15 protein-coding genes and 3 pseudogenes are annotated in these 25,729 nt (G+C 39.6%); 10 read left to right on the top strand and 8 right to left on the bottom strand.

Annotation, left to right across the window (positions count from 1 at the left end; all coding sequences use genetic code 11):
* The coding region (locus AACQ83_RS10375) for a tail fiber assembly protein (protein WP_146747893.1) at nucleotides 1–251 on the top strand (251 nt) is incomplete at its 5' end.
* 29 nt (nucleotides 252–280) lie between these two features.
* Here the strand turns inward: AACQ83_RS10375 and AACQ83_RS10370 are convergent.
* The gene (locus tag AACQ83_RS10370; protein WP_112877483.1) at nucleotides 281–1,498 is read right to left on the bottom strand and encodes a tyrosine-type recombinase/integrase; all 1,218 of its coding nucleotides are present in this window, start codon (nucleotides 1,496–1,498) and stop codon (nucleotides 281–283) included.
* 443 nt (nucleotides 1,499–1,941) lie between these two features.
* Between AACQ83_RS10370 and dptF the strand changes: the two genes are divergently transcribed.
* The 4 genes from dptF to AACQ83_RS10350 are packed head-to-tail and all read left to right on the top strand — an operon-like array spanning nucleotide 1,942 to nucleotide 10,808.
* Nucleotides 1,942–3,588, top strand: coding sequence for a DNA phosphorothioation-dependent restriction protein DptF (dptF, locus tag AACQ83_RS10365; protein ID WP_112877481.1), 1,647 nt, complete (start codon nucleotides 1,942–1,944; stop codon nucleotides 3,586–3,588).
* Complete coding sequence (dptG, locus tag AACQ83_RS10360; RefSeq protein ID WP_112877478.1) at nucleotides 3,585–4,919, top strand: DNA phosphorothioation-dependent restriction protein DptG; 1,335 nt, start codon at nucleotides 3,585–3,587, stop codon at nucleotides 4,917–4,919. Before dptF ends, dptG begins: the two co-directional genes overlap by 4 nt.
* Nucleotides 4,900–9,990, top strand: a complete 5,091-nt coding sequence (gene dptH / locus AACQ83_RS10355; RefSeq protein ID WP_112877477.1) for a DNA phosphorothioation-dependent restriction protein DptH — start codon at nucleotides 4,900–4,902, stop codon at nucleotides 9,988–9,990. The genes dptG and dptH overlap by 20 nt, the downstream gene beginning before the upstream one ends.
* Nucleotides 9,987–10,808 (top strand): restriction endonuclease, encoded by an 822-nt coding sequence (locus AACQ83_RS10350; RefSeq protein ID WP_112877475.1) that lies wholly within the window; start codon nucleotides 9,987–9,989, stop codon nucleotides 10,806–10,808. Before dptH ends, AACQ83_RS10350 begins: the two co-directional genes overlap by 4 nt.
* Before the next feature lie 45 nt (nucleotides 10,809–10,853).
* On the opposite strand, the gene AACQ83_RS10345 is transcribed toward AACQ83_RS10350, so the two are convergent.
* The 3 genes and pseudogenes from AACQ83_RS10345 to AACQ83_RS24615 form a co-directional block, all read right to left on the bottom strand.
* Nucleotides 10,854–12,479 (bottom strand): ATP-dependent nuclease, encoded by a 1,626-nt coding sequence (locus AACQ83_RS10345; RefSeq protein WP_158537767.1) that lies wholly within the window; start codon nucleotides 12,477–12,479, stop codon nucleotides 10,854–10,856.
* A gap of 1 nt (nucleotide 12,480) precedes the next feature.
* Nucleotides 12,481–13,632 (bottom strand): DUF262 domain-containing protein, encoded by a 1,152-nt coding sequence (locus AACQ83_RS10340; protein WP_339366766.1) that lies wholly within the window; start codon nucleotides 13,630–13,632, stop codon nucleotides 12,481–12,483.
* Between the two features lie 226 nt (nucleotides 13,633–13,858).
* A pseudogene (locus AACQ83_RS24615) lies at nucleotides 13,859–14,788 on the bottom strand (tyrosine-type recombinase/integrase); the annotation flags it as partial.
* Between the two features lie 491 nt (nucleotides 14,789–15,279).
* Here AACQ83_RS24615 and AACQ83_RS10330 point away from each other — a divergent pair.
* Together AACQ83_RS10330 and AACQ83_RS10325 are read left to right on the top strand one after the other, a co-directional pair.
* Nucleotides 15,280–16,416 (top strand): ISAs1 family transposase, encoded by a 1,137-nt coding sequence (locus AACQ83_RS10330; RefSeq protein WP_112877469.1) that lies wholly within the window; start codon nucleotides 15,280–15,282, stop codon nucleotides 16,414–16,416.
* A 6-nt stretch (nucleotides 16,417–16,422) separates the two neighbouring features.
* Nucleotides 16,423–17,540 (top strand): annotated as a pseudogene (locus tag AACQ83_RS10325) (IS3 family transposase).
* 118 nt (nucleotides 17,541–17,658) lie between these two features.
* Here AACQ83_RS10325 and dndE read toward each other — a convergent pair.
* Genes dndE through dndB form a run of 4 tightly spaced genes read right to left on the bottom strand, consistent with a single transcriptional unit; the run spans nucleotide 17,659 to nucleotide 22,724 of the window.
* Nucleotides 17,659–18,018: a DNA sulfur modification protein DndE gene (gene dndE / locus AACQ83_RS10320; RefSeq protein ID WP_112877467.1), complete on the bottom strand. Its 360-nt coding sequence runs from the start codon at nucleotides 18,016–18,018 to the stop codon at nucleotides 17,659–17,661.
* A complete protein-coding gene (gene dndD / locus AACQ83_RS10315) occupies nucleotides 18,018–20,018 on the bottom strand; it encodes a DNA sulfur modification protein DndD (RefSeq protein ID WP_112877465.1) in 2,001 nt (666 codons plus the stop codon). Before dndD ends, dndE begins: the two co-directional genes overlap by 1 nt.
* 1 nt (nucleotide 20,019) lies before the next feature.
* Nucleotides 20,020–21,642 (bottom strand): DNA phosphorothioation system sulfurtransferase DndC, encoded by a 1,623-nt coding sequence (gene dndC / locus AACQ83_RS10310; protein ID WP_112877463.1) that lies wholly within the window; start codon nucleotides 21,640–21,642, stop codon nucleotides 20,020–20,022.
* On the bottom strand, nucleotides 21,639–22,724 hold the full coding sequence (gene dndB / locus AACQ83_RS10305) for a DNA sulfur modification protein DndB (protein ID WP_112877462.1): 1,086 nt from the start codon (nucleotides 22,722–22,724) through the stop codon (nucleotides 21,639–21,641). Before dndB ends, dndC begins: the two co-directional genes overlap by 4 nt.
* Before the next feature lie 653 nt (nucleotides 22,725–23,377).
* On the opposite strand from dndB, the pseudogene AACQ83_RS10300 reads away from it, so the two are divergent.
* The 3 genes and pseudogenes from AACQ83_RS10300 to AACQ83_RS10290 all read left to right on the top strand — a co-directional run.
* Nucleotides 23,378–23,539 (top strand): annotated as a pseudogene (locus tag AACQ83_RS10300) (IS30 family transposase); the annotation flags it as partial.
* A gap of 363 nt (nucleotides 23,540–23,902) precedes the next feature.
* A complete protein-coding gene (locus tag AACQ83_RS10295) occupies nucleotides 23,903–24,208 on the top strand; it encodes a hypothetical protein (protein ID WP_112877459.1) in 306 nt (101 codons plus the stop codon).
* A 333-nt stretch (nucleotides 24,209–24,541) separates the two neighbouring features.
* Nucleotides 24,542–25,651 (top strand): S-(hydroxymethyl)glutathione dehydrogenase/class III alcohol dehydrogenase, encoded by a 1,110-nt coding sequence (locus AACQ83_RS10290; protein WP_112877457.1) that lies wholly within the window; start codon nucleotides 24,542–24,544, stop codon nucleotides 25,649–25,651.
* Nucleotides 25,652–25,729 lie beyond the last annotated feature (78 nt).

Below are 25,729 nucleotides of genomic sequence, written 5' to 3'. Positions count from 1 at the left end.
ACGGCAAAGAATGGGTAGTTGATAAAGACCTTCTCAAATCCCATCAGATTAATGAAGCTAAGCAACAACAAGCAGCACTGTTACAACAAGCAAATGAAACACTCTCATTGCTACAAGACTCTGTTGATTTAGAAGTCGCTACAGACTCAGAGAAAGCCGCTTTGCTGGAATGGAAAAAGTACAGAGTATTGCTTACGCGTGTAGATGTGAATCAAGCGCCTGATGTGGAATGGCCAGAGGTGCCGAAGTAAGGAAAGGGGCCAGCAATGGCCCTTATTGTTCACAGCGATAGCAGCTTACTTTCCCACAGCTCAATGATTTCTTTCTTTTCTTTTAGATAGTCGTAGCGATCATAGTGTTTGGTTGAAACGCCGGGTTTCTTGTGATTCTGCAATCTATCCCTCATTTCCGAACTTATCCCCATTTCCCCAGCAAGCGTTTTAAATGTTCGTCGAATATCTCTGGGTGTAAAACTTGCAAAATCATTACGTGAACAAAATTTTCGTAATTGCTTGGCATATTCGGCAGGCAGAAGATGGCCTTCTTTCGTGTTGCTAGGAAAAAGAAAAGATGATTCTGGATATTGCTTTTCTTGGCGGTCTAAAACTTTTATAGCTGATTCGCTTAATGGTATTACGTGATAGTCTCCATTTTTAGAAATGCGGGGTGGAACGGTTAGTGTGTTGTTGTTTTTATCCCAATTATCACGTGTATTTGTCATTATTTCCCAAGGGCGTTGACCAGCACTGAAAATACACAAGAGAAGCAATTGCGCGTAATCATGGTTCATCGGACATGCAGCAGGGTGTACCTGAATAAGTTCAAATAGATTGTGAAGTTCATCCCAAGAAAGAAAGCGGTCTAATGCTTTATCTGCTCCTTCTTGACGCGGAACCACCCCAACGGGATTTCTATCTAACCCATAGATAATTTTTTCATTAAGCTTTGCGGGATCATTGTCAGCAAACAGACCAAAGTTGAATACGGCATGTAAATTAGCTCGTACTTTATTCGAGCCAGCTACAGCACCGCGTGAAATGAATTCGGCTAGTACCCGTTTAATGTGATCGGGGGTAATATCTTTCACGGGTGTATCTTGGTTTATGTGCTTGCTGGCTAAAACTTGGTTAAGCCTATTCTCTGTCTTTTCATATGAACGTTTCCCCCTTTTCTTTTGATCTGCAATATAATCATCAAAGAGTTGTTTAATAGTCGCGTGCTCTAAGACGACTTCTTCAGGCGCAAAGACATTAACTGATGCTTCCTGTGATTTTGCAGTTGCTTCGGCTAATGATAGGGAAGGATAATCCCCCAATGTTAAAAACTTGCGAGTGCCGTCTTTATGGTATTTATACACGAACACTTTACGGCCGGACGGATAGATCTTAATACCCAGCCTACCAGTTCCTCGTGTTGCTGCCGCTTGCCACACATAGTAAGCCTGATCCTTCGGTTTGATGCCTTTGATTTTGCTATCAGTGAATAATATTCCTGCCATAAAATAGGTGCTCTAACGGGTGTCTTAGTGATGAAATACTATGATATGGCGTGAAATCATTCAACATAATAAATTCGTTTAAAATCATATGAATGAAATATTTTGAAATAGCAGGAAAGCGATAGAAATCATATGGTGGCGCCCTTCTAAGCCGTAGGTCACAGGTTCGAATCCTGTAGGGTGCGCCATTTTTAGTTCAACTGACCTCTACTGAATTCTTCTTTATTCCCTCATATTCTCGCTGACCTTACTTGATTTTGATGAACGTGAATCCGTGGTCAATTACAGAAATATGCCTATAACAATATGATTTAATGATAAATGATGATTTTTGTGTCTAAATTACCTGTATAGTTTTAACCTAAATCAGTAAATAAGCATATAGAGATCAGGGGCTAGCTTGTATAGAATGATCTGATTCTTACCTTAGAGAACATGAAGTTATGAGTCCAATCACATTACGTAAAGCGTTAGGTGTACTTGCTAAGTCATCTTCATTTTCTGTAGCGACGATTACTCATCGACAAAAGGATGTGTTCGACGAGTTAAAGCATCAACTCTTTGTAAAACAAGAGATTGAAGTTGATCTACAACAATATCTGCACACAGCGAAATCAGGTGAAATCATTTTTCTTTGTGGTAGCAGTGGTGATGGTAAATCTGAAATTCTTACTCGTTGCCGTACTACCCCCTATTATCAACAGAAGTTTGATTTCCATCTGGATGCAACCCATAGCTTCTCCCCCCGACAATCTGCAATTGATGCTCTGAACGAGTTGTTTGATAAGCATAAGGCAGGGGAGCGCCCTTTATTACTAGGCATCAATACTGGTATGTTGGCCAATTATGCGATGGAAGGTGCGGAGCAGCACCAGGACATTCGTTCTATCATTGATGCTTATTTGTCTGATAATCAAAGAGAACGGGGAGCGTGGGTTAATAATTCATGCTGTTTTTTTGATTTTGAACACTATCCTAAGTTCCAGTTTGATGAGTCAAAAAATTACTCCCCTTTTATCAAATCGCTGATTAAGAATTTAACTAAAGAAGATGATAAAAATCTTTTTCATGTTATTGCACAGAAAGATGAATTAGCAGGACATGATTTACAGGTTGTTGCTAACTTTAAAATGCTTAGTAAGCCAGGTGTGCAGGATGTTTTGATTACTCAATTATTTAAATCCCGGTTGATGAAAGAGCAGTTTGTTACTACTCGTGCGTTGTTGGATTTACTTCACCATTTATTACTGGGGCCAGGCTATTTATTTGATAATCTTTTTAGCAGTGAAGAAAATGAGCTGGTGAAAAAGATTTCAGGGTTTGATCCTGTAAGATTACATACACATGAGCTTGATCAGTTTATATTGCGCTATGAATTAGGGTTAAATGATCCTGATTTGGATGAGTTTTTGACTGTATTGGCACAACAGCATATTTATTTTGAACGTCATAATGCAAATGCATCCTCTCTTATTCGCCTTTTCTGGTTATTTCGTAATGAGTCATTAGGTAATAATTATCACCAACAATTTAATCTCTTCTTTGATGAAAAATCATTCGAACGTTATGCACAGATTTGGCATTTGCACAGAAATTACACAGCCGAGGCAGAGCAGAAAAAAACATTACATCGTTTCTATGCTTCAGAATTGATTGCAGGGATTCAGCGTTATGCTAATCGCAAAGCCCCAGAATTAAGCACTCAAAAAGAGGAGTTCTTTTTAGGGGAATATGACGGGGTAAAAATAACAGCGCCGATGGCATTAAAACCTGATTGGGGTGCTATCTTAAAGAGAAATACTGTCCATCCTACCTGTTTTGAAGTTCATTTGAAGGTGGGAGCAAATTCACTATTACCTGTCCGTATCGGCCTTAATTTATTTGAATTGCTCGGAAAGCTGAATAATGGCTATCGACCAAATAAATACGACAAAAATGCTATTGTATTGCTGGATGAAATTGTTGAGTTGATGACAGAACAGGCAAAATCCAGTACAGAGCTTCGATTTTATGACAGCAATCATCGAATTTATACTGTAAGAACAGATGACGATATGATTACAGTCAGCAGTATGGATGGAGTAGCATGATACATACCAATGAAAAAAAATACCCTATCGCGTTAAAGCCAAAGGTACGCAATAATCAGATAGATAGTTGTTATCTGCCAGTTCGTAATAAAAATAATGATTTCGATTGGGAATTTGTCACCGGACTGGTATTAAGCTATGCTCTGAAAAGAAAAATAGATGCGTATGATTTTCATCAATTTCGCAATGACTGCAAGGTACACCTACTCGCCCAACTTGATGAACCGGATTTCTGGAATATTCTGGAACGCATGTATTTTTCGAGTCAAGATATTTTTCGAGTATCTCCACTTTTTTTACTATTTCACGCGCAATTTTCTAATGCAGGAAAGATCAATTCTAGTGTTGCAAACAAACGATTAGGTACTTTTTTTGCCAATCTGGTGGGAGATTTTAGTCTACAATATCCCATAAAGGATAAGTTGAATTTTTTAGAACAGAAAATATTGTCTAAGCTTAACGAAAAAATACGACCTCTCGGAAAACCCTTTGACGAAGAACAAACCTATCTTCCCTATCTAGTAAGTTGTTTCCAGGATGATTTAGCATTTTTGGCTGAATATCCCCAATACCTTTTACAAGAGTTAAGCAATACTTTACGTCTGTACGCATTTACTTGGTGTGCACAACTCGCGCTAAACCTGGAACACTGGCAGGAAGGCTTGCCTAAAAGTAGGGCGTTGTTCTTCATTCTTGATACAGAAAAAGCCAGTTCAGAAAGAGAAAAAATTAGTCGTTATGGTTATAAGTTCTTTTCCAGTAAAAGTGTAAAACTGTTTCCCATTCTTTCCGCACTAGATGTGTTGCAATGGGAGGATGGGAAAAAACGCCCACTATGGCAGGTGTATCATGATGCCTTGAGCTATTCTGATCCTCAGGTATTACATGAAATTAATAACTATTTACAGGATTTTATTCGTAAGCGTGAACTTTCTAATCGAGAACAAGCAGAAAACCTGGATGACGCATTTAAACAATTATTATCAGTTGCACTAGAACAATTCCAGGATAAAAAATCGGATCGCGCATCGGTGAATCGCAACTATATCAATGAGCTGGAAAGTCAGATTTGTAATGATTTTATTCAGATACGTGGCAGAGCAGGTAAGGTACTAGTATTAAGTCAGGACCGGCTATTGTTGCTGACAAATCTCACAATTGGCAAAAATAAAAGGCTCAGGCTTCATGAGTTATTACGTGGTTTTGAGCAACGTGGTTTTTATCTGGATAATCAGTCAGTACAAACACTGGTTGCGTTTTATGAGCGCATAGGAAATATAGAAAGAATGAGTGATAGTGGAGATGCCGTATATGTCCGTAAAACAGTATGAAACGTATCTGGCGGAAACATTTATTGAGTGGGTTAGCGCAATTATTCAAGCTGGTGAACGCTATCAGTTTAAATCTCCCGATCCCGACAATGCATTGAAACTCTGGCAAGCTTTCGTTTCGCTGTCTAACAGCCATCAACTGGAACTCACTTCCGGTGAGTATATTACCAGCATCCCATGTAACGGAATTCAACTTATTCCTGTGTTACATGGTACTGAAGCACCAGCATTTACAGAAAATTATATTTCTCATCTCCGCGATCAGGTCGCAAGCCGTGATGATGTCTTTAATAAAACGGCTCTGTTGATTATTCACAATAGCATGCTAGATACGCTGATTAACAGCACAAAGGATGTCGCTGCACCAGATGCAATCTGGTATCCATCTACTTTCAGTCGTCAACTTGAAAAACTAATTTCATCTAATAGTGAAAAATATGAGTTATCCTGCTGTTTGCTAGAAGATCAGCTTGCTATGGTATTGGAGGAAGGAGCGACAGTTTTCGGGTTTTCGTCGTTGTATCGCTTACTGGATGACGGCAATTTGGATTTTTCTGAATTAAAATTATTCAAAGACGATTTGTTATTGAATTATAGCAAGAAACAATTGCGTGCTCGGCTTAATGATAACCGAAAACTCTATCGTCAGATTGAGGATAGTATTGAGCGTTATAGTGGACAACTGGAAAACATCCTGACCGAGTTTAGTTCAAAATTCATTCAAACTCATTTTGTCGATAATGATGACTGGCGTTTGCTTGATTACTATGATTATCTGGAAGAGATAAAGGCAAATACCGAGCAAAAACTTATTTTTGACAAAGCTACTATTGAAAATGGCGAAATCTGGCAGCGATCTAAAAGTTCAACTAAAGCAGGTAAGCGCGAAATCAGTCTGCTGGTACAGGTTCAACCGGAACAGTCACATGTTGCAATGGAATTTAGTTTTCTGGGTAATGATCTCCGTGATGAAAACATTAAAATTAAACATCATAATGAGTTAAAAAAAAGTCAATTTTGGCACACAAGCAGAGTTGGTGGTCGATCTTCCCGTATTATTGCTTTCATACCTTTTAATGGACACCCACGCTTTTTTAGCCTTGAATTAGTTAATCGAGGTAATTCGGCTGAAGAATATAAATTCCGCTTGTTGCTGGTGGAAAAAGGACGATTTTGGCTTGATGAAATCAAGAATTGCTATCGCATTGAGCCTGCTAAAGGACAACTAACTTTGCAACTGGAAGATAACCAGTTGCGTATAGCTGAAGTTGGAGAAAAGGTTTGTTCCCTGAATGAAGATGTCTATGAAGTGAATTGCCAGCAATATGCATTAGTAAATTTTGAAACACTGGCAAATCAAAGTGATCTGGTCCGGTTTACGCTGATTTCAGGTGATGACCAATTGCTGCTTAATATTGAAGGTTCTGGAGCTGAAGAAGGATTAACCTTACCTTTACTTTTTGATCAGAGCCGTTTTAACAAACTGTTTAAAGAGGAAGGAAATGCGGAATACAATAAAGCTAAACGACGTGTAATTCTGGAAAATACCGAACATAAGGTTGTAGGCATCATCCGTCAACGCCTACTGGAAATAGAATCATCATTGATTGAGCAAAATTTGCTGGGAGCACGCAGGGACAGCAATGTCTTCGCTCTGGATGATATACGCGCCAGCTACCCCGATTTACATAATGCTTACAGACAGCTTTTTGACTATTACCAACGCCATAATTCACTGCCGAGTCTGGTCTCATGGTCGGAGGATTATCGAGTATTGGTTAAACATGTTCTGGATACTTTTGAGAAAGCATTAAAGCAAATTGGGCTAAATAAAGCCCTAACAATGCAAGAAAAATCGTTGTTGCATTTAGGGATTTATCATAGTGAAACCCATGAGCGCCTTTCGCCATTGCATCCTTTAGTTTTGGCCTATCATCTGCAACTGGCTGAAGCTATTGTTGCTGAATCAGAACAGTATTCGTCCACTTCATTTGCCACATTACCACAGATTACTCTTGAGCGTCTTGTCGCATCTGGCTTAATGCCGTTTGTGTATCACAGTGAATATGAATACGCGCAGCTACAGCCTGTAGCTGATAATCGTTTCTGGATTGACGTTGTACCACAGCGTCAAATGAGCCGTGATTATGTTAAACGTCTAGTTAAAGACAAGCTCAACGAATTTACTGACGCTTATGCTCGGTTATTCCAGAGCACCAATAATAACGCGCTGATTATTAATGCTATCAATCAAGGCTCAGCTAAAGAAGTGTTTCTGGGACTAGTTGAATATTTTAAACAGGAAAAAGAACACGCTATCTCGGTACATGTAAACTGTTATGACGATTATCTGGTGCCAAACGAGTTTGATCGTTTTGCTGAAAGCGCCAGTTACGAACAACTCAAGAATGATCTTGGTTTAAACAGTGGTACGTGGCGTGCTGAAGCCGATATGCTGATTGATTTGATGCGTAGCCGTCTGACATTCAGTAAATTTACCCTGCCTCCGGAAAGCGACAACCTGGCTTATGCACATCTGGCATTTTTTACTAATACAGCTCCTGTAGATTGCCGCCCGGTAAGTATCGATGACACCTCAAGTGGCGTGTTATGTAGTGGCTTAATTGCGGGCGAAGGGGCTGAAACCCAGGAAGATGCTTATTTTACCGCCTTTGGTCTGCGTCATGTTAACACTAAACCATACATAGCGTTACGTCTTGCCAGATTGTTAGGGTGCTTATGGCTACCTGCACGTCAGAGCAACAGTCTGTATCTTGGGCAGGGGATTGGACTTGCTGTGAGTGGCAATTTTAAAAAATTACTTACTCGCTCTTACAACAGTGCACTTTGGACAACAATTATTGACCCTAAAGTAACATTGGATTTCTTTACCAGCCAGAAAGATGTGGTATTAATCCATTACTCAGATCAGTACACTAGTTGTGCAGGATATGATGCTGTTACTGTAACCAAACAAGTTGACCTTTTTTTGCGTCTGCTTGAAACAGAAAAACAGATAGGACAAAACTCTACTGTAGATAGCCAACATTTGCTTGCTGAATTTAACGCTTTCAATGGTGAATGGCTGCTCAAAATGTTGCGTTCTGGTGAAAAAGAACGCAAAGAAAAACACGGTATTATTGGTGCATACAAGTTTGTGCAATCGATGTTACGTCAGTCTGATATCTGCTGGGTTCCTCTTTCAGTAGCCGAAATGATTAGGGTCTCCGGTAATGTGGGTCTGAAAATGAAGGAAAGTGAATTTTCCCGACAGTCGCATGGCTATCGTAAAGGCGCTATCTCCGATGATGTGCTATTTGTTGGATTTAAAGATGGCAAGCTTTATCTTCTGCCACTGGAGGTAAAAACGGGTGCCAGACCTGACTACAGTTATGCAGGACAGCAAGCCAGTGAACTAAAACGTTATTTGCAGAGAGATATTCTGGGGCCACAGACGTTAGCCTCGCAACTTTATCGTGCGTTGTTTATCCGCCAGGTGCTTATGCAAGTAGAAAAACTGCACCTATATAGTGTACTGGAGAATAATAAACTGTCTCCATTACTGGAACAACGCGAATGGTGGTTAACCGGGGAGTATCAACTGGGTGAACTTTCTGACTATGTGGATGGTTTTATACTTGCTCACGTAGATAACGACAGCTGCTTTGATCTCTCTTATAAAAAGACGTCAGATAACATACTACAAATTGAAGTTCCCTATTCTTTATTACCTTCTCTTATTGCTGCAAGTAGCAGTGAACAACCTCTGGCTGAACGTTATCGTGTACCAGAGACATATCAACTTAAACCTCTCAATGATACTGTAACAACACAGGAAACAATTCAGGCAAAAAGTAATGTTTCTTTCATTGAAGAATGTCCTGATTCCGAACCAGCAAAGGATAAACAATTGGTGCCGGTTGTAACTTCAGTCATAAGCGAAGAGCCCCTCAAAGTATTATTTGGTCATGATGCTGTTCGTCAAATCCCGTTTTACTGGGAACCAACGAACACTGCTAAATTTATGAATACTAACACTGGCATCATCGGTACTATGGGGACAGGGAAAACCCAGTTCACGAAATCGCTAGTGACGCAACTTGTACGTAATCAGGCGAACAATGTTAATGGAGCTCCGATTGGTTTACTTATCTTCGATTACAAATCGGACTATGTCGATGAGGAGTTTTTAGCTGCGACAGGAGCAAAAAAATACCAGTTGTCTTTACTGCCTTATAACCCGTTGTCATTGTTTGGTGATATGCCGATGTTGCCACGGCATACTGCGATGGCCTTTTCTGAAACCATGGGGCGTGCTTATAACCTTGGCGTAAAACAACGCATGAAACTTGTCACTCTAATTATGGACTGTTATGAGGCGGCAGGCATCATTGCACATGATCGTTCAACCTGGAATAATGTTGCCCCCACAATTGAAGACGTCTGGCAATGTTATCTGGCTCAGGAGAAAGTGGAAGAGGATTCACTCTATGCCGCTCTTTATAATCTTGCCGGTTTCCAGATATTTGAAACTAACCCACAGAAAATGACCAGTCTGTATGATCTGGTTGATGGTGTGACTGTTATTGAGCTTGCGGGGTATCCGACAGAAATACAGAACTTGGTTGTTGCACTAACATTAGATCTGTTTTATGCCCAAATGCAAAAACGTGGTAAGCCTGTTGTGCAAGGAGATTACCGTCAATTAACAAAAATGGTTCTAGTAGATGAAGCTGACAACTTTATGAGGCAGGATTTCCCTAGCTTGCGCAAAATTCTGAAAGAAGGGCGTGAATATGGTGTTGGAGCAATCTTATCAACCCAAGAGATTACTCACTTTAAGACGGGAGATAATAATTACGCCTCTTACATTCTGACTTGGGTAATCCACCGTGTATCAGAGATCAAGAATACTGATATCAAAGCCGTTTTTAACGTTGATGATAAAAGCGAGCAAGAATCACTGATGGGACAGGTACGTCAGCTTGAAAAACATTTTAGCTTGTATATTGATGGAGATAAGCAAGTTAAAAAAATGCGGGATAAGGCATTTTGGGAGTTAGTTAAATGACGATTATCGAGGCCATAATTAATGTTTTACGTGAATATGGGAAAGCATTATCTCATAAAGACATTTACGATCGGATTATCAGCAAAAATTATTACTCTTTTGGTGCAAAAGATCCTGTGGCTGTAGTCAGAGGTGAAATCAGAAAACATTGTTATGGAATTGATTTTCCCAGCGCTTCTCCACGAAAAATATTTGTTGAGATTAAATCTTCTGGGCAATCTAAGCCATTGTATGATTTATGGAGCAGACAACCATCTAAAGTTGAGCCAGCTAAAAATGAAAAAATAACAAAAGATCAATTGCCCGAAGAAATTATACATAACAAATATATTGAACATAGAGATAGTATTAAAAGTCAACTCCTCGATGCTATTAATTCTTCCGATCCTGCCTTTTTTGAACAATTGGTAGTAAATCTTTTATTAAAAATGGGATATGGATGGCATGAGTCTCAAGCGGGAAAAGTTGTTGGTGGTGCAGGGGATGAAGGAATTGATGGAATTATTAATGAAGATAAGTTAGGTCTGGAAAAAATTTATATTCAGGCAAAAAGATATAATAATAAGAAGGTCCCTCCGAGTGAGATCCGTGAGTTTATCGGTTCTATGAATCAGAATGGTGCACATAAAGGAGTGTTTTTTTCATCATCAAGTTTTACAGAACAAGCTATTAGTAGTGCAAAAAAAGCTCAAGGAATGAATATTACTCTAATTGATGGTGAACAGTTATGTGAATATTTGGTACAAAATGGTATGGGTGTAGCAAAGGTCAGTACTTATGAACTTTATGAAATAGATAGGAATTTTTTTGATTTATAATACTAGAAGCCACTATAAGTGGCTTCTCAGACCGTTGACAGCAGATTAATCTGCTGTCATTTTAGCAATAAATCCATTGCTATCAAAATAAAGGCCAAATTTTACATTCATCCCAATAACCAAAGAACATTCAGGAGGTCTAATCACTTTATTTTTTTCTAAATAAATATCCTCACCCTCGACATTTAAATAAATTCTGTCCTCTGAAACATTATTTATTCGTGATGTATGTTTCTTATTATAATTTATCAACGACAAAATAAATAAATGAGAAAGCTTACTATTAACTTCGTCTTTTACCCATTGTTCAAAAATCGCCCTCAATAATACTGCAATAGATATATTGAGCTCTTTGGAAATATTAAGATACCTATCGTGATAATTCTCTGTATTGTTATTTACTACAGAACATTGGATACTATCCGGATCAATCTGCAATTGTGAAGCAATATTATCTAGTTTATTAACCAATGTTTCCCAAACAAGTATTTCGGGTGGACAAGCCTCTTTTCCTGGCAAAGCTCCAACATAAACATCCTTACCAATATATTTGGAAATTTTCTTCTGCTGATCTGCATCAAATATCCCAATATAACTTATAGAGAATTTACGCAAAGGCTCATAATGTAAAACTATTTTTTCTATATTAGAGTCACATCTTATCGGCAATATCTTATGACTTTTCAAAAATGCGGGAGCAAATTTTGAGAGAAGAAAACTCAAAAAATCAGCAGAAAAATTATCTTCTACAAATATTACACCATCAAGCTGAGGTGTCAATCCCAAAGCAGTAAGATATTTCTCTCTATATCTTGGCTCAACTAAATGAGTTATATCAATGAGTCGTTTTTGAAGCACTTTTGTGTTATCAATGCTAATTTTTGATAATATATGTTCGGAATGAGTAGAAAGCATAATCCATAGTTTATTACTATTTGCTTGCTCGGCGATTCTATCCATCAAATATGTTTGCGTATTTGCAGAGATAAAATTCTCTGGTTCTTCAATAAAAACAATTGAATTCCTTTCACAATTACGAATAAACCACAATATATAAAAAACCGAAAATTCCCCCATCCCCATATCAACATTTGAATATTTTATACCATTACTTAATTCCACCTGAAAATAAGGAAATGTATAATCATCTTCAATAACACCAGTAATTTCCCGAAAAACAATTTTTTCATATTGCTTACCTATTATACGTTCAATTTCAGGTTTCACTCTATCATCATTAAAAGCAATATTCTCACCTTCACCTTCAATAATCTCATTAAAATTACGAGTTTTCTTTATATATTCTAATATCCTAGAACATTCTTGACTCGGCTCTAAATAATAGACATTATCTAATTTATGTTCGCTTTTTTCAGTTAAGGTTATAAAATTATTATTATTATAATTTAAATTTATAATGAAATCATAGTTACCAAATCTACCTATTGGTAGATATTTTTTCTGGTTCTTTAGCGCATTATAAATGAATTTTAGCAGCGTCGTTTTACCAACACCATTTTTGCCACAAATAGCGGTTATAGCACTCTGAAGCGTTATATTAATATCCTCAAAACCTGATAGATTACTTATAGCGATATCTACTATTCTGGTTTTATACTTTTCGACTTCACCAACATGACGCCAAATATCATTTACTTTAGCACTGCGCATTCTACACCTTCCATTTATCAGAAAGATTCTCAATAAATTCTTTAACATCAAACTCTACTGAATTTATTTTATCAGAAAGTTTCTGAAGATCCTCTATCTCCTCAGCATCAAAGATGTCTATATTAGATTTAAACAGCGAGAAACTAATAATTATATCTCTAATAAGTATAGATGCCGTAGTCATAACTCTTGACGAAGACCTTTCTATATAAATCAATAAGAGTTCTTTTAAGTTATTTTCTTTAGCGTTAAAAAAAACATTGATTTCTGATGGAATCGGCTCGTTATTTTTTACTGCATTCTTGGCTCTTTCTAGATTAAAAAATGCTCTAAACAAACCATCTTTACACCAATTTAAATTATCCTTATTATCTGAAATAAAATAAATCCAATTGAGGGAAGATGCTTTTGTTAGATTGATTTCAAAATTATTATAATCTAATTCCTTTCTTATTTCAGCAAGAATAGAAATTGAAAATTTTAATTTCTCAATTACATTTTCATCAAACCCTGACTCATCTCTGAATCTATAATTTAGTATCTTATCATTTAATGTAGAGCGCAAAGATTCCTGTTCTAATAGATAACCAACCTTAGCAATTAAGTCATTATAAGCTAACCTTGAATTAGTAAATCCAAGGAGCTCCTTATTTACTCCCTGCGACAGCATCAAATTAACAAAGTCAGCAGTTTGGCTACGTAATTCACCATAAAGAGAATTACGTTGCTCAGACGAAGTAAGTTTCACTGATTGATTTAATCTATGAAATATTTCACCAGGCTCCCCAGCAGTGTAATCCATCATTTCATAGATAATAAAACGATAAGTGTTGAACTCTCTTTTTATATCTTCATTTAATTGCTTATATTTTTTACCATGTAATACTTGTATTTCATCGTCTAAGGGCTGAATATTTCCATCTATAGAAAATTTATTATCAATAAAATCTCTTATAGCAGTTAACCTTTGTTGCCCATCAAGAACTTCAAAAGTCGCATCATCAATCTTAACTAAATGTATTGGAGGAATTGGCCACTTTCTTAAAATGGTATCAATAAGCATTTTTTTCTTAGTAGAAGACCATACCTCTCCTCGCTGAAAATCCGGACGTGTATTAATCTCGCCGGAGTTTATATCGTTATATAAATTTATTACTTTATCTTTTCTATCTTCTATCTTCTATCTTCTATCTTCTATCTTCTATCTTCTATCTTCTATCTTCTATCTTCTATCTTCTATTTTCTATTTTCATAAGGTACGCTCATTTAAAATAATCAATTACGTACAAAATCTTAGTTCCTAAAGCCTATAATTTAGTTGAAACATAATATCTCTAACTTGCAATCGCTCTTGATCAGCAGGCTTCAGTAGATTTTTACTAGAGATTATGTACAAGATTATTTACATATTCAATCACTATATCAAAAGTTAACAGGTGCCAGCCAGTTCCTACACCAAGTTTTATAAAACCAAACGGACTATAGTCCTCTATCTACTCGCATCCAGATAATTCGCCCACAACTGCTGCATCAATATTCGCTCTTCCAAATATGCAACCTTATGGATATATGCACACGCACAAAGTTATGCTCTTGACGACTTATCTACCGCATCCTTAGACCACAATCCCGACTCAATCAAAGCACTATAAGCCATAGCTCTAAAACCATGCCCACACATCACTTTAATCGTGTCATAATCCATCGCCCTTAGAGCCTTGCTGGCCGTGTTCTCATTCATTAGGTTACGGGGATAATAACCGATAAAAACTAGTTCTCAGTTACCACTAAATCTCTGGATCTCACGCAGCATCTCAAGAGTCTGGCAACTCAGCAGGACTAGATGACAAGTATGCATCTTGGCCCCACGGTAATTCCTTACAAGGATTCACATTCCACTAAAATAGTCTACATTCTGTGTCGAAATCGATTTCTGACCAACGAGCAAAACTCAGTTCACTTAAGCTGATGAACACTTATCAAGGAGAACCAAATGACCAAGCAAGTTAATGGCCTGCCAGTATAACTGTCGATACGTTACAACAACCTAGGGAAACATTCGAAACTTAACGCAGGACGGTGATACGTTTAGCAATAGCAACCACACTTGCCATTTCCTGTGCCAGGTTATAGTCGATTAATCCACTCTATACGGCATAGCGCATGATTGCATTACTGTAAAAAAACAGCTATTTCAGTATCCCCGACGTGGTAGGGGCAAGTAAATCTCAAGTTTTAAGCTCCGCGATATTACGCTTGTCGATAGCTGAAAACAGATTATCTTCCAGGCTTTTCAGCACTCTGGCACTAGCAAAATCTTTCGGCGTGGTGTCATCGTCTTAATGCTTTTTGATGTGCATCAACAGGCTGATATCCTGCAATATCTGAATTTCGCTTTAATTCCTGGTAGAGAGTTGTTAAAGAGCTATGTTGTAACAAAATAGCGATATCTTTTACGGATTTATTGTTTTTTTAAAACGTAAATCCGATGTTGTTCTTCACAAACCAGTTGTTTGCATTTCATAATGCATTTTCCCTTGGAGAGTAAGATGCTGAAGTATAGCAACCTGTAGTGGCCTAATAAAACCGGACACCCATTTAGGTGGTAAGATTACCACGTTAGTTAAAAGAGGTGTTCAATGACAAGACAACGTCGTACGTTTTCTACAGAATTTAAGCGTGATGCTGCCAGTCTGGTACTTGACCAGGGTGAGATCACGAACGTTATTTAATCAATATTAATCCATTTGACCCACGAATTCAGTTGTGATCTTATACTCCTTTTTTCGGGAGTACCCTAATGGAACTCGATGCTTTTTCTCAGCATTTCGGTGAAATCAACGATCCTCGCCAGTCTGCCAAAATCAGCTATCCCCTGTTTGATGTGCTTTTTCTGACAATGTGTGCCGTCTTGACGGGCGCTGAAGGTTGGGAAGATATCGAAGACTTTGGGAATATGCGCATCAACTGGCTTCAGGAAAAGGGATTTTTTCAAACCGGCTTACCTGTACATGATACAATTGCGCGCATCATTTCCCGCCTTGACCCTGTCCAGTTTCAACACTGCTTTATTCGCTGGACTCAGGCGGTAAGCAAGCGTACCGAGGGTGAAATCATCGCGATTGATGGTAAGACATTACGGGGAACTGGGCATTGGCATAAACGATTATCGGCTATCCATATGGTGAGCGCATTTGCTACGACCAATGGCGTTGTCATGGGTCAGTTAAAAACTGAAAAAAAATCTAATGAAATCACTGCGATCCCGAAGTTACTTGATTTACTGGACATCAAAAGTTGTTTGGTCACCCTTGATGCGATGGGATGCCAGACTAAAATGGCTAAAAAAATTATCGCCCAGGGCGGTGATTATCTGCTGGCCGTAAAAAATAATCAGGAGATGTTATATCGCGCGGTTAAACAAACACTGTCAGCGCAAGTCACTGCCGCCAGAAAATCAGAAAATATCTGTATAGAACAAGGGCATGGGCGAATTGAATTACGTGAATATCATGTATTACCGGCGGGAGAACTTGCCTCGCAATTTCCGGAATGGAAAGGCTTAAAAAGCATGGGTGTGGCAATACGATATCGCCTTGATAAAGCGAGAAAAAAAGAATCACTGGATTATCATTATTATATCAGCTCTGCCGAACTTGAATTAGACCGTTTTAGGGAGGCGGTACGGGGTCATTGGGGTATTGAAAATCGCGCCCATTGGGTGCTTGACGTATCAATGAATGAAGATGCATGTGCCATTCGTCGCGGCAATGCTGCTGAGATATTAGCGGGTATGCGGCACTTCTCGCTTAATATGCTACGTGCGGAAACCAGTGTAAAAGCCAGCATGCGACGCAAAGCAAACATGGCCAATATGAGCAGTGAGTATTTGGATAAAGTTTTAATTGCAGGTTTTCAGGCATTGGGCAAGAAATGAACATTCATGCTCTTGCCCTGGGTACTTGACCAAGGCTACCGCCTTGCAGAAACCGTTAAGTCACTTGGTGTGGGTGAATCGGTACTGCGGCGCTGGGTTAAGCAACTTGAGCAAGAACGAGGCGGTGTGACACCGAAGGCTAAAGCCCTGACGCCAGAGCAGCAGCGTATTCAAGAGCTGGAGGCCAGAGTCAATCGGTTGGAGCGGGAGAAAGCTATACTAAAAAAGCTACCCCTCTCTTGATGTCGGACGAACTCGAACATACACGCTGATAGACCCGTTAAGAGAGCATGAAGCGGTGGAATTGGTCTATGATGTGTTTGATGTTGCCGCCAGCAGTTATTACGAACACAAGCATTGCAGCAGGCTGATTAATGTTGAACGGTTAGAGCAGCGCAGTAAAATCAACGCGTTATTTAAAGCAAGCCGCCACTCAGCGGACAGCAGAACGTTACTGGGCATGATGCGTGCTCTGGGGTATCAGATGAGGCGTTTCAAGGTCAGGAGCCTGATGAAAGAAGCCGGGATAATCAGCAAGCAGCCTAGCCCACACCGTTATAAAACAGCCCGGATTGAACGGTTAGATATCCCGAATCATCTCAATAGGGAATTTGACGTTAGCGCACCAGATAGCGTCCGGTGCGGTGATATTACCTATATCTGGGCAGAAGGCGGCTGGCATTATCTGGCTGTGGTACAGGATTTATACTGTCGTCGAGTTGTTAGCTGGGCATTATCGGCAAAGCCGGATGCGGATTTAGTGGTTAAAGCACTGGACATGGCATACAAGCAACGCGGCAGACCGCAAAACGTGATGTTCCATTCAGACCAAGGTAGCCAATATGCCAGCCGTTCATTCCGGCAAAGGCTATGGCGTATCGCATGACGCAAAGTATGAGCCGCCGTGCCAATTGCTGGGATAATGCCCCAATGGAAAGGCTGTTCAGAAGCTTGAAATCAGAATAGGTGCCTGTAACCGGTTATATGACCAGAGCGAAGCCCAGCGGGATATGAGTTTTTACCTGATGGATTATGACAACTGGAGCCGGCCACATCAGTTCAACGAGGGTGTGCCACCGGCAAAAGCTGAAGCTCTCTCTAATTTACTGTCCGGAATTAGTTGACCACTACAACTGACCGCCTTTCCTGAAAAATGCACTTATATTAGCCGAATCCGCCAGATATTAATAAGTTGCAATAAAGTACCATCTACCCATACAGATAGAGGCACTTTTACTACATTTAAGCAGAAATCCCCTGAGAAAAATCCTTTAGACTACGATAATTTCGTAATGCAGCAATCCCATCCTCAACGTGTGCGGCCCATGCCTTAATTAACTCTTTCTGTTCCAGATGAGGATAAAACATTTTCAACACCAGCTCAGTGACTTGGAGTGTTTCACCTAACCAAGTAATTTTATCTAGCACTAACGTACCGTCTAATTTTTTACTATCTCCTGCTGGAAAGTAGCGGAACTCCCCTTCCACTGAACGGAAAAAAGCCAGACGAGCAGATACATTGGGTGTTAAACCAGTATGAATTTTCAACCGCTTAAGTTGTTCTTCAGTTTGACGGCTCAGCTGCATTCGATTAGGAAGCATCAGATAACCTCCTTAGTCAATTCCCAAAAATAGCCTGGTTTTAGAGAAGATGATTTAGTATGGACATTAAATATGATCTCATACGCATGAGAAATATCGTCGCGTAGTTGATCGACAAAATAACGCTCATCAACCTCTGTATCGGTGGACAATAACACAACTTGGTGACTGGCATAGGGGACGTAGTGATTAATCAATTTGTCCCTGTGCTTAGAATCGAGACGCCCAAGTGGGGTATCTATAATTACAGGCAAGTCTCGTCCGGACGTTTTAGCCAGAGCTTCGAGGATTGCAATCGCATAGATTTGTTTTTCACCAGCAGAAAGAGATTTACGGTTAATCATTGACTTATTCTCATCCACTAACTCGACATCAAAGGTATCGGAATTGATGTACGCATGAAGCTGTAAGTCCTCTTTACGAGCTAGTTTTTGATAAGCAACTTCGAAGTTTTTTGTGAGTGTTTTTACCCGTGCTTGTATCAACACGTCACTGTAGCAATTAAGTAAATTAATCGTTTCTTGCGCATTTTTAAATGCACTGGAAAGACCATGTTGAGCACGGGCAGTGTCATGTACTTTTTGTACTCGACGGACATAATCCAGCTGTTGCTGTTTTGTTCTTTTAGCTTCTTCCAGTAACGAACAATATTTTTGACGTTGAGCTTCACGTTGCTGATCAAATTCGCGCAGTTTCTGAAAAATATCAATCAATTGATCATCTTCTGGTGCCCGGGCAATATTAGCCGCTGCTTGTTCCAGTTGCTGCTCAATATCGGCCAGTTGGTTTCTATAAAGATCAAACCTTTTCCATGCCTTTTTGCTACCTTGTTCAATAGACAGCTGTAACATGCCTGCTTCACGTTCAGAGATATCGAACAATAAATCGCCTTTAGGTTTGGCAGACATGTAATCGTGCAGATTATCTGTGATAGCTTCAACGGCAATTTTACTAGTAGTACGGGATCGTAAGGCAATATCTTGCTTAAGTTGCGCCAGAAACTTAACAAGCTCTTTTTCGAAACTCTTCGACTGCTTGATTTTTGCTTCATCAGAAATTTGTTTAAGTAATCTAGACAATATTCGTGGTGCTAAAGCATAGGGCAGCAAGCCGTCGCATTCCTGACGTAAGACTTTCTCAAGGCGATCTTTTTCTTTTAACAATGTTTCAACTTTATGTTTTTCCTGTGTCTTAGTTTGTGCGAAAGCACCGCCTTGTGCATTTAGCAAACCTTCATATCGAGTGATATCTTTGGTTAGTAAGTCAAGACGAGCCTTAACAAAATCTGCATTTTCCAGATATTTTTCCGTCCGGAGGGATAACTCTTTAATTTGAGTTTCCAATTCCATAAGTTGCTGTTGCTCAGTACCATCTAATTGATTGGACTGTTGACGCTTTACAAATATAACTAAATCATTACGAAGTTTAGCAATGAGATCTAGCCCCAGCAGGCGGCGCACGGCAGTACGTAAGATGTTGCCAGATTCATCTTCTGCCAATTCTGCAATTTTCTCTCCGTCAAAAAAGAAAAGATCGGCAATACCATGAGGGATTAATTCGTTCAAAAACCCTTGGCATTGTTCGTAATTCATCTCATTGAGCGTATTTCCATCTTGTTGTAGAACAAGGCGATCTTTTTTACCTTTTTGCCATGTACGAGTTACAGTAAATTCAGCTTCTTTACCACCTTTATTATAAGTAAAAGTCAGCTCTACTGATGCATCTTCTGGGTTTTGAATATAGTCAGCCCCCTTATGAATCAAGGCACTAAGCTGTTCGATATATTCTTGTTGCTGAGCCGCATAGCCAAACGCCAGTCGGCCATACAAGGCTAACCTGATAGCTGTCAGGATTGATGTTTTCCCTGCACCATTTAAACCGCCAAACAACACAATAGGGCGATTATTACTGTCGTTAGGACGCTTTCTGGGAGCCAAATCGATAATATGAGTACCATTGAATACCCGGAAATTATGCAGCACCAATTGCTTAATTAACACTCTATTTTACCTCATTAGTGTGCATAGATAATTCTCCAGCAGCTATAATTCTGCGCTGCAAAACTTGAAGTTCAGCCTCAAGTTTTTGTACTTCTTCCTGATGAATATCACGTTCATTGCGTTTCTGTAATGTTGCCTGCTTCTGTTGTATTTCTTCCAAGCTTCCCCAGTCCTGCTTCAAAATGTTGCCTAATTTATCAAAAATCCCCTGACGTCGGCTTAACCCTTCCATTGAAACTTCCAGCTCAATCAGCTTCATTACCATCTCAGGCACAACATCAAACCCCTGTGCTATTTGTACCAACAAATCAGCATCGCTGGCATCAAAACGAGATTGGTCATCAATAACCCAATCTAAATCACGTTGATATACATGGCGATAGATACCCGGTAGCGAATCGTACCAGTCAGGCTCATTGGGATCTTTCAACCATTCTTGTCGAATGGCATGAAGTTCAGGTTCTGTGATTAGGGTAATTTGATATCCCTTAGCGTTTAAATCACGCTCAATTCCCAATAGTTCTTTCAACCACTGTTGCCGGTATTTCAACCAGTAAGGCCCAGGTACATGTTTGCGCTCCGCACTAGAATCCTCACCTTCCTTTGCGTACTGATAACTAACTTTACCTGTTCGACGCTTATAGTTGCGGAAAGTATCCTTTTGCTCAGGATTGGTAGTAAAAGCCAATAAATCGCGGAATTTGAGCAAGGGCATCATCCAATCTTCTCCATTTTGGATTAGGCTTTCCATTGCTTTATCTTTTGTTACAACTGTGCATGTCCAACAGCCAAAGCGAGAGTTCCCGCATGAAGGAGTACTATCATCAATCACTAAGGGGCACTCACCCTGCGCGGAAGAATCCATGTATAAAGTCCACAAAGGACGATTGTTCCCCCCCCACGGGCTTTCCCACTCTTCAATGTCGTCCGGCGCATAGCGGTATGCGCCTCGCAGTAATTTCCATACATCTTCCACATCCCAGATGTCGATAGGCGTATAGATGAATGCATTAGACAACGTAGTATGCCGAGCAAGGCGAGAACCATCAATTTTGTGTTTTGCGATAACCTGTGCACGCGATGCACTCTCACTACTACGAGACCCCAAGACAACGATAACCTCATCAAATTGGCTGACTTTCTCCTTAATAAAATCACTTACTGGATTAATTTTCATACGCTCAGTACACCAACGGAAACTGCGAGTCGGTGCTGGATAGCCTTTACCAAGTAGGTTAACCCAGAATGTTTCATTAGTTTTTGGCGTGACTGGATGTTGCGTTATCGGTAGTCCATCTCGTCTTGCTCCCGACTCTATTTGTTGCATAGTTTTCTTGATCAAATCGACTACAACAGGTGTTTCCACCAGTGTATCGGATGACACAACAAAAACATCTTTATTGCGCATTTCTGATGGAAGCCCCAACAATGCCAGATAAACCAGTGTTATAACTGCGCTGGAGTCTTTCCCACCGCTATAACCAATTACCCATGGACGCTTGTCTGTACAATAGATGCGTTGCACTTCGGAAACATATTCTGCTAGAGGTCGTCCGGCAAATTTTTCGTTGTTAATAAAATCTTCGAAATCACCCAGATCGTGGGCCTGAATCAGTTTACTCATGAGACAACCATTTGAGCTTCGAGCTCTTGCTCTTCGGGAGTAAGAGGAAGTGACAGTGCAGTTTTCAGCGCATTACAGGTTAGCTGAATAGCGGTATTGGTTTTACTTAGCTTTCCGTGTTGCATCGCACGCTTGATTAGTTCGGGATTACTTTTACGCCAGTCAAATAATTTAAGACTGGTGATTTTTTGTTGCCAATCCTCCGACGCTTCAAGTAGTAAACTACGTCCCAATAACCCCAGAGCTTGCAGGCCTATCCCATGCGCATGAACAAACTCCTGGCGTAGCTGTGCTGGAGACACCTCTTTTTTAGCAGCAAGTTGCCAGTCAGGCATAACCTGAAAAATGGTCTGCCAATACAAAGTCGCAATACGGGTGCTCTCTTCAATATCACTATCTTTGGGGTCTCGCCCTAACAGAGCCCGGGTAGCTTGTTTAATGCTACTTAATGTAAATAATTTATTAGATAATGTGCTTATGCTGGACTTTTCCAGCTCTGTTAATCCAATAAAAGGCTCTACAGACATTGCCAGATAACGAGCTAGGTTTGAGCTAATATCCCGGTGATTGTAAAGTGTTGAAAGTGAAGGGCTTGGTCTGATGGCGTATTTATTTAGATCAGCAAACATTTGTTGGCTTCGTTTAAGCCCTTCATCCACAAAAAACAGGACCGGAATATTATCCTGTCCTAACTCAGGGCGCTCTTCCAATGCATCTTCAATCGCTTTACGGCGGTGCTGTCCATCATTGATTAAAATCTGTGCTTCCATGGGAACACGCAATGTCCCGAGGTTATTAGACCTCGGAAATTCATCAAACTGTACATCAACAGCTATAGATGCAGTTAAGGCCGAGAATACATAGTCCCTCGGATTTTCAAGCAAGTAACGAACCATCTCAGGGATACGTGCTTTGTTCAGTATACGTTGTGCTCGTAACTCAGGAGGCACTTCATTCTCATCAAAACTGAAAATCTTAGGTATGATTCGCATCGGGCAGGTGGCGATGTAGAATGGTCGTCCAGCCTGGATGCCACGCACTGCGGGGAATGAATAAAAATAGTCAGTATCAAAATATACCATGCTTGCTTCCTAGCTAACTTAGTATCGAATTTACGTAATAAATTACGTATTTTTAAGCGCATAGTATCTTTTTTTACGTTAAAAAACGAAATATTTTTACATTGATGGGCGTAGGAGGTTCAGCTCAACAAATTTGTCCAAACAGTAGCTGTGGGAGTGTAAGGAAAGGGATTGAATTCGCTCTCTCCTTGAAATACGCCAGTTTTAAGTCTTAGCTTTAGAAACTTTTACTAACTAGCTGATTCTCATACTGCTACAGCCAGGTTTATTTTTAACCAAATCTTTATACCATCCGCGTAACCTGTGAGATGGATCTTATTTTTATACACAACTGGCTGAATATCTTGTGTCCTATGGGCCATAGCAAAACGAACAATTGGATTTTCGGGGAACAGTTTGCTATTAATTAGCCCTTTTTGTCCCCTGCTGCATACTCTCTTTTCCAACGATAAAAAGTATTCTCAATATATTCTCCGGTAACGGCAAGTCTTACTGACATTATTGTTCTCTTGAGCATAAACCAATATTTTTAGCTTTCTTCTAATTTCCTATTCTTCTTTCTTGTTCATATTAATCCCAATTAATATATACTAAGTATACATAAAATTGTCAGTCTAGGTTTAAAAAGTCACAGCCATAAAATTGTTAAGCCAATCAGACAATGCTTTCCAAAGGGAACCGATTTTAATTAAATCTCTGATCAGGAAATAATATTTGTGGCAAACCGATTAAATCATCACCCGCGAAAAATTAGGGGAGGGAAAACACCGAATAAATTCTTTAAGGAAATACGAACATGTTTACTCCCAGATTAACGATGTTGTACTTATTATGTGAATCTACCAATTGGAATTATTACCCAATCAAAAAAAATATTATTATATAAAAAATATCTCATTAAATTGGCATTATAAAGAAAAAATAGTGGTTATATTAAACACTTAACGAAAAAATTACTTATTTTTTTGCTAATCAAAATGATTTTTGTTTTCTCCAAAATACAAATAATAATTATTTTCCCTAGTGATTTTAATGTGTTATTTATTTTCACTTGTTAAGATTTATTTTTTCTCTAACACATCTTGAACTACTTTATGTATTTGAATAACAGAATGTTATTGTTATCTTTCTCAAAATATCAATAGGAGACTGTTATAGCATTATAATAAATTGGAAATATGAGTCTTAAAAACTCAGGCGGATTTATTGCTAGAATCCAATTTAGTTATATGGATGGCGACGGTGAAAAGCATTTAAGTAATAAAGGTAATGATATTAATCTTGGAGCAACAAAAACTGCTGACCCAGGCGATCTTGGTGTTTCTGATGGCGCAATGATTTTTATGCATGTGTCTGTAGTATGGGGAAATGATAATGAAGCTCGTCAAACTTTTTTATACAAAAAAGGAAATCAATCGACTGCGAGTTATGTTATTAGTGGCACGACATTAAATAATGATCTCGGCTTGATCGATGTTTCGTAATACATATTGCCCTCCATTTACGAGGGCTTTTTACAAATTAATTATATTTCACACCTTATCTCCTCAATTACGACACACCCGATAAAACTAGAGATTTAACCCTTAGGAAGAATTGGAGTACCTCTATAACTATAACAAATCATAGTTTTCCCAATTATTTATGATAAATTATCTTAAAAACACGTATTAATGTTAGAATTTTTGTACCATTTCTACAGATGCGAAATCATATTCTTAATAAACTATTACAAAGATATCTTCGCGGACAATACGATTGACTTTATTAATCTGTATTCACAAACGCGTCGCACTGTCTATTCAGAAGGAGAGCTTATGAAATCAAAAGCCGCTGTTGCATTCGGGCCGGGCCGCCCCCTTGAAGTCGTTGAAATCGATGTAGCCCCACCTCAAGCCGGTGAAGTACTGGTCAAAATCAGCCATACCGGTGTGTGTCATACAGATGCCTTCACCCTATCAGGGAATGATCCAGAGGGCGTTTTTCCTGTCATACTCGGACATGAAGGCGCAGGCGTCGTCGTTGAGGTTGGTGAAGGCGTCACTAGCGTCAAACCCGGTGACCACGTTATCCCTCTTTATACCGCAGAATGCGGAGAGTGCCTGTTCTGCCAATCAGGAAAAACCAACCTGTGTGTAGCTGTGCGGGCAACTCAAGGAAAAGGCGTAATGCCGGATGGCACAACCCGTTTTTCCTACAAAGGGCAGCCTATTTATCATTATATGGGGTGCTCCACATTCAGCGAATACACAGTGGTAGCCGAAGTATCACTGGCAAAAATCCACCCGGAAGCAAATCATGAAGAAGTGTGCCTACTGGGCTGCGGTGTCACTACTGGCATCGGTGCAGTGCACAATACCGCTAAAGTACAATCTGGTGACTCTGTCGCCGTCTTTGGGCTCGGCGGCATTGGCCTTGCCGTAATCCAAGGCGCTCGTCAGGCAAAAGCTGGCAGGATCATTGCCATCGATACAAATCCGGTAAAATTTGCGCTGGCAAGACAGTTCGGTGCAACCGACTGCCTGAACCCAAATGATTATGACAAACCTATTCAGCAAGTCATTATCGAGATGACTGAATGGGGAGTGGATCATACCTTTGAGTGTATTGGTAATGTCAATGTGATGCGTGCCGCGCTCGAAAGCGCACACCGTGGCTGGGGGCAATCAGTGATCATTGGTGTAGCTGGTGCGGGACAGGAAATATCAACCCGACCATTCCAACTGGTCACTGGTCGTTCGTGGCGAGGCACCGCCTTTGGCGGTGTTAAAGGCCGCAGTCAGTTGCCTAAAATGGTGGAAGAGGCAATGAAAGGTGAAATTGAATTAAAGCCTTTTGTGACTCACACCTTTCCGCTCGAACACATTAATGAAGCATTCGAACTGATGCATAAGGGCAAATCGATTCGCACAGTCATCCATTACTAAGCTGTTCTGAGGGAGTTAAAAACCGTGCTGTAATAGGCGGTTTTTAATAAAACAGGAAACGATAGCCCCAAGTTCACC

The sequence above is a fragment of the Photorhabdus sp. S10-54 genome (genome assembly GCF_963878145.1).
Lineage (GTDB): Bacteria > Pseudomonadota > Gammaproteobacteria > Enterobacterales > Enterobacteriaceae > Photorhabdus > Photorhabdus kayaii.
This window is presented reverse-complemented; position numbering and strand designations above follow the sequence as displayed.